The sequence below is a fragment of the uncultured Flavonifractor sp. genome (genome assembly GCF_944385615.1).
Lineage (GTDB): Bacteria > Bacillota > Clostridia > Oscillospirales > Oscillospiraceae > Flavonifractor.
Map to the genome: position 1 here is coordinate 36,694 of NZ_CALWXV010000019.1, position 6,243 is coordinate 42,936.

The window sequence follows — 6,243 nt, forward strand, 5'->3', positions numbered from 1 at the left end:
GTTTAACCAAGGCCTAAGGACCACACCGCAGGCAGGGGGAATACCCCCGGGCCAGCAGGTCCTCCCGGCTGCCGGTAAAAGCCAGCTTATTGGAGTCCTTCATCTGGCTTACACTGGGGCAGGCGGGGAGGTGGAATTTCCCGGTGCTGAGATTGAGGATATAGGTGGTCTGCTGGGCGGTCTGGACCGGGGGAGCGGCAAATGTGCCGCACCCCGCCGTCAGGGCCAGGACCAGGGCCAGCAGTCCGGCGGAAAGGGCCTGCCGCATCCAAACACCTCCTGACAAAGTGACGTGGGAGATGTCTCTATCATAGCCAGGGAGTGGGACGAAGCGGGGCGAACGGTGTCGATTTGGGAATTGAGGCCTTTTAAACTGTAAGAAACAATGCAAATATACCTTATTTTTACAAAAAAGACCCATGAAATAGAGAAGTTTACCTGTAGGAGCCCGGCCCATGCTTGCGGGAACGGCCCGAATACGGTACAATAGAAGAAAGTTCGGCAGCCGGGCCCCGGTGGCCCGGAGCATAGAAACAGGAGGAAATCGAGAATGACCATTACCAAGCGCAACGAAGGGAATAAGCTGACCATTGAGCTGGAGGGCCGCTTGGACACCACCACCGCGCCGGAGCTGGAGGCGGTGCTGAAGGAAAGCCTGAACGGGGTGAGCGACCTGACTCTGGATATGGAGCAGCTGTGCTATCTCTCTTCCGCGGGCCTGCGGGTGGTGCTCGCCGCCCAGAAGCAGATGAACAAGCAGGGCCACATGACGGTCACACATGTGTGCGAGGCCATTATGGAGGTCTTTGAGATTACTGGCTTTGTGGACATTCTGGACATTCAGTAAGGATTGCGGGCAAACCGTCCGGAAAGGGGATAGAGAGGATGGAGCAGGAATACATTCGTTTTACGGACGACCAGGAGGCGCCCTATTCCGACCTGGTGGTGTCGGAGGGGAAATATCTGTTTTTCTCCGGCCTGGTGTCCGAGGACCTGGAAACCCAGGAGCTGGCCTATGGCAGCGTTGCCTTTGAGACCAATCAAGTGCTCACCAACCTGAAGACGCTGCTGGAGCGTTACGGCTCCGACATGGACCATGTGCTGCGGGTAGACGTACTGCTGCGGGATTTTGACCAGCGGGATGAGATGAACGCCGAGTATGTGCGCCACTTCAAGCCGGAGCGTATGCCTGCCCGGTTATGCTACGGCAATGTGGGGCTGGCCGACCAGTGCAAGATCGAGATCGCGGTGACCGCCGTCAAGCGGTGACCGGCCCCAATGGAAAGAAACCAATAATCCCAAAGGCCGCCCTTTATGGGCGGCCTTTTTCCATGTTTTGGCGGGTCTCAAATTTCCCTTGACTTTTGAGGCAGAGGGTCGTATGATAATTGTCACGTTAATAGATAACTAGGTTAATAATTAAAGGGGTGATGAAATGAAGGAAGCAGAGCGCCAAGGGGACGACCTGGTGGAGCAGCTCAATGGAGCCCTGCGGCGGCTGGCACAGATCCGACACAGCCTGCCTATGGGCGGGCTGCCCATGGGGGAGTTCTGGATGCTGCGGCTGATTCGGGATCGGGAGGAAACGCCGGAGGGCGGAGTATATGTCTCACAGCTTACCCAGTGTACCCATGCCTCTCCTCCGGCGGTATCCCGCACCCTGCGGAAGCTGGAGGAAAAGGGACTGGCCAGGCGGGAGACCAACCCCCACGACCGGCGCACCACCTATGTGGTGCTGACCCAGGCCGGGCGGGACCTGCTGGACGCCAACCAGCGGCAGATGGAGGAGCTGGCCCGGCGGGTGGTGGCCCGGATGGGAGAAGATGCCCTGCAAGCCTTGATGGCCCAGCTGGACCGCCTTACCAAGACCGTTCTGGAGGAACGGGAAACCATGTCTGTGGAATAAGGAGAAAACGACATGCTGAATATCCTGCGATATTTGAAAAAGCACGTGGGGATGGTGGCGCTCATCCTGGCTCTGCTGTGCGTGCAGGCCTATTGTGACCTGACTCTGCCCAAGTATACGTCGGACATTGTGGACGTGGGCATCCAGCAGAGCGGTGTGGAGCGTGTGACCCCCAACCAGATGCGGGATACCACCCTGGAGGCCCTCACCCTCTTTTTAAGCAACGAGGACGAGGCTCTGCTCCGGAGGGCCTACGCCATAGAGGACGGTACCGCCCGGCTGACCGTGTCGGACAGTGCCACCCTGGACCGGCTGGACCAGGCGCTGAGTATGCCTATGGTGGCCCTCTATCAGATGGGTCAGCAGGGGATGGAGCCCTCTGTCCTGATCCAGCAATCGGAGCAGGTGGGGGTGGACCGTGAGACCTTCAAGATCCAGCTCCGCACCCAGATGGAAACCATGACCGATCAGTACGGCGCCGCGGCCGACACTATGACCAGTCAGATGGCTATTCTCTTTGTCCGGCAGGAGTATCAGGCCCTGGGGGTGGATCTGGACGCCCTCCAGCAGACCTATCTGCTCACAACCGGCGGGAAAATGCTGGCCCTTACTCTGCTGATGGTGGCCGCCGCCATCACGGCGGGTATGCTGGCCTCCCGGGTGGCGGCCAGCGTGGGCATGGAGCTGCGGAGCCAGGTATTCCGCAAGGTGGTGTCCTTCGGGAGTGCCGAAATCGACCGCTTCTCCACCGCCTCCCTCATTACCCGGTCCACCAACGACATTCAACAGATCCAGATGGTGGTGGTCATGCTGCTGCGGCTGGTGCTCTACGCCCCCATCATCGGCATTGGCGGCATTGTGCGGGTGGCTACCACGCGCACCGGTATGGGCTGGATCATCGGCGTGGCGGTGGGAGTGCTGCTGGCCCTCATTGTGGTGCTGATGACGGTAGCTATGCCCAAGTTCAAGAAGATGCAGACCCTCATCGACCGGGTGAATCTGGTGTCCCGGGAGATCCTCACCGGCCTGAATGTCATCCGGGCCTTCAGCCGGGAGGAATACGAGGAAAAGCGATTTGACAAGGCCAACCGGGATCTGATGGGCACCCAGTTGTTCACCAACCGCACCATGTCCATGATGATGCCCGCCATGATGCTCATTATGAACGGCATCTCGGTGCTCATCGTGTGGGCGGGGGCCCACGGGGTGGATCTGGGCACCATGCAGGTGGGCGACATGATCGCCTTTATCACCTATACCATGCAGATCGTCATGGCCTTCCTGATGATCTCGGTGGTGTCCATCATGCTGCCCCGGGCGGGCGTGTCCGCCAAGCGCATCCAGGAGGTGCTGGACACCCCGGTGTCCATCCACGACCCCGCCCCCGACAAAAACCGGGACGAGAGCAAGGGGGACTGGCGGGGCGAGGTGTGCTTTGAGGACGTGTCCTTCCGCTACCCCGACGCCCAGGCCGACGTGCTGGAGCACATTTCCTTTACCGCCCGGCCGGGGGAGACCACCGCTATCATCGGCTCCACCGGCAGCGGCAAGTCCACGCTGCTCAACCTGATCCCCCGGTTTTTCGATGTGAGCTACGGCCGCATCACCATCGACGGGGTGGATATCCGGGACCTGTCCCTCCACAAGCTCCATGATCTGCTGGGGTATGTGCCCCAGAAGGGGGTGCTCTTCTCGGGCACCATTGAGAGCAACCTGAAATTCGGCGGGGCGGATATCACCGATGCGGCCATGACCCAAGCCGCCGCCATCGCCCAGGCCGACGACTTCATCCAGGCCAAGCCTGAGGGTTATCAGTCCCCCATCGCCCAGGGGGGCTCCAATGTGTCGGGGGGCCAGAAACAGCGGCTTTCCATCGCCCGGGCCATTGCAAAGCAGCCCAGGGTCTATCTGTTTGACGACTCCTTCTCCGCCCTGGACTACAAGACCGACGCCGCCCTGCGCCGGGCCCTCAGCCAGCAGGTGAAGGACGCTACCGTCATCATCGTGGCTCAGCGTATCTCCACCATTCTCCATGCCCAACAGATTGTGGTGCTGGATGAGGGAAAGGTGGCGGGCATCGGTACCCATGAGGAGCTGATGGCCAGCTGCCCCACCTATCAGGAGATTGCCCGGAGCCAGCTTTCAGACGCGGAATTGGGAGGTGCAGGCGCGTGAGTGAACATCAAACTTCAGCCCGTCCCCGGGGCCCCATGGGCCATCGGGGACCGGGAGTGCCCGGCGAAAAGGCCAAAGACTTCAAGGGCACGGTAAAGAAGCTGCTCTCCCACATGGGGCGCTTCAAGCTTCAGCTGGGGCTGGTGGGTATCTTTGCCGTGTGCTCCACCATCTTCAATATTGTGGGGCCCAAGGTGCTCTCTCAGGCCACCACCGAGATCTTTAACGGCCTGGTGTCCAAGGTCCAGGGGAGCGGCGGCATTGACTTCGGCAAGATCGGCCAGATTCTGGCCCTGCTGCTGGTGCTCTACCTCATCAGTGCCGGATTTTCCCTGCTTCAGGGGTGGATCATGAGCGGCGTGACCCAAAAGACCTGCTATGGACTGCGGCGGGATATCTCGGAAAAAATTCACCGGATGCCTATGCGGTACTTTGAGTCCCGCACTGTGGGCGAGGTGCTCTCCCGCATCACCAACGATGTGGATACTTTGGGCCAGAGCTTAAACCAGTCGGTGACCACCCTCATCACCTCGGTGACCACCCTCATCGGCGTGCTGGTGATGATGCTTACCATCTCCCCGCTGATGACCCTCATCGCCCTGGTGATCCTGCCGGTGTCGGCGGGGCTGGTGATGCTGGTGGTGAAGCACAGCCAGAAATACTTTGTGGCCCAGCAGAAATATCTGGGCAAGATCAACGGCCAGGTGGAGGAGACCTACTCCGGCCACAGCGTGGTGCGGGCCTTCAACCGGGAGGAGGAAGTGGTCAGGGAGTTTGACCAGACCAACGCCGTCCTCTTCAAGTCTGCCTGGCTCAGCCAGTTTCTCTCCGGTATGATGCAGCCCATTATGACCTTTGTGGGCAATCTGGGCTATGTGGCGGTGGCGGTGGCGGGCTCCATGCTGGCGGTGGCCGGGGCCATCACCGTGGGCGACATCCAGGCATTCATCCAATATCTGCGGCAGTTCACCCAGCCGGTGACCCAGATCGCCCAGGTGTCCAACATGCTCCAGTCCATGGCCGCCGCCGCCGAGCGGGTCTTTGAATTCTTGGCCGAAGAGGAGGAGCAGCAGCTCGACGCCTGCCCGGTGCCCGCCGATCAGCTCACTGGCGCGGTGGAGTTTAACCACGTGAAGTTCGGCTATGTGCCGGAAAAGACCATCATCCACGACTTTTCCGCCAAGGTGGAGCCGGGCCAGATGGTGGCCATCGTGGGCCCCACCGGCGCGGGCAAGACCACCATAGTCAAGCTGCTCATGCGGTTTTACGATGTGGATTCGGGGGCCATCCTGGTGGACGGCCATGATGTGCGCTCCTTCAACCGCACCAAGCTGCGGGAGGCCTTCGGCATGGTACTTCAAGATACCTGGCTGTTCAAGGGTACCATCATGGAGAACATCCGCTATGGACGGCTGGACGCCACCGATGAGGAGGTCATTGCCGCCGCCAAGGCCGCCCACGTCCACCACTTTATCCAGACCCTGCCCGGCGGGTATCAGATGGAGCTCAACGAGGACGCCTCCAACGTGTCCCAGGGGCAGAAGCAGCTGCTCACCATCGCCCGGGCCATTCTGGCAGACAACCGGATCTTGATTCTGGACGAGGCCACCTCCTCGGTGGACACCCGGACGGAGCACCTGATCCAGGCCGCTATGAGCAACCTGATGAAGGGGCGCACCTCCTTTGTCATCGCCCACCGGCTGTCCACCATCAAGGAGGCCGACCTGATCCTGGTGATGAAGGACGGCGACATCGTGGAGCAGGGCACCCACCAGCAGCTGCTGGACAAGGGGGGCTTCTACGCCGGACTGTATAACGCCCAGTTCGAGGAGACTGGGGAGTCTGAATAATACAAGAAGTGGCCGCCTTTTGGTGCCCCCTGACAGGGGTAACTTTGCAGGTGTCTGAACCCCCGGCAGATATTGCTACAGCAGTATCTGCCGGGGACTTCTTTTTGTCTCACGAACCCTTGGTGGTGGACTGACCTTCCGGCTGGGTGAGTTCCACACAGCCAATGTCATTGTAGTGGATCTCCACTGTTTGCTGGGCGTGCTTGCTCCACTTTACGTCCTTTTCGTGTACCACGATCTTTCGGATGAACAGCCGCAGCAGCTCCGGTGTCAGCTCCTGGATGTCTGTGTACCGCTTTGCCAGGGAGATAA

At 60.1% G+C, this 6,243-nt stretch carries 7 protein-coding genes; 5 read left to right on the forward strand and 2 right to left on the reverse strand.

Annotated elements, in window-relative coordinates; genetic code table 11:
• Positions 1 to 13: 13 nt before the first annotated feature.
• Complete coding sequence (locus Q0J75_RS06785) at positions 14 to 268, reverse strand: Ada metal-binding domain-containing protein (RefSeq protein WP_297198596.1); 255 nt, start codon at positions 266 to 268, stop codon at positions 14 to 16.
• Positions 269 to 550: 282 nt separating this feature from the next.
• On the opposite strand from Q0J75_RS06785, the gene Q0J75_RS06790 reads away from it, so the two are divergent.
• From Q0J75_RS06790 to Q0J75_RS06810, 5 genes are all read left to right on the forward strand, one after another.
• Positions 551 to 847 (forward strand): STAS domain-containing protein, encoded by a 297-nt coding sequence (locus tag Q0J75_RS06790; protein WP_297198598.1) that lies wholly within the window; start codon positions 551 to 553, stop codon positions 845 to 847.
• Between the two features lie 38 nt (positions 848 to 885).
• Positions 886 to 1,269 (forward strand): RidA family protein, encoded by a 384-nt coding sequence (locus tag Q0J75_RS06795; RefSeq protein ID WP_297198601.1) that lies wholly within the window; start codon positions 886 to 888, stop codon positions 1,267 to 1,269.
• A 166-nt stretch (positions 1,270 to 1,435) separates the two neighbouring features.
• Positions 1,436 to 1,906 carry a MarR family winged helix-turn-helix transcriptional regulator gene (locus Q0J75_RS06800; protein ID WP_297198604.1) on the forward strand — a complete coding sequence of 157 codons (471 nt, stop codon included), beginning with the start codon at positions 1,436 to 1,438 and terminating at the stop codon, positions 1,904 to 1,906.
• A gap of 12 nt (positions 1,907 to 1,918) precedes the next feature.
• A complete protein-coding gene (locus tag Q0J75_RS06805; RefSeq protein ID WP_297198607.1) occupies positions 1,919 to 4,081 on the forward strand; it encodes an ABC transporter ATP-binding protein in 2,163 nt (720 codons plus the stop codon).
• Positions 4,082 to 4,116: 35 nt separating this feature from the next.
• Positions 4,117 to 5,931 carry an ABC transporter ATP-binding protein gene (locus tag Q0J75_RS06810; protein WP_297198619.1) on the forward strand — a complete coding sequence of 605 codons (1,815 nt, stop codon included), beginning with the start codon at positions 4,117 to 4,119 and terminating at the stop codon, positions 5,929 to 5,931.
• A gap of 109 nt (positions 5,932 to 6,040) precedes the next feature.
• Here the strand turns inward: Q0J75_RS06810 and Q0J75_RS06815 are convergent.
• Positions 6,041 to 6,243, reverse strand: a 203-nt coding sequence (locus Q0J75_RS06815; protein ID WP_297198611.1) for a DUF4368 domain-containing protein, incomplete at its 5' end; no start/stop codon positions are given.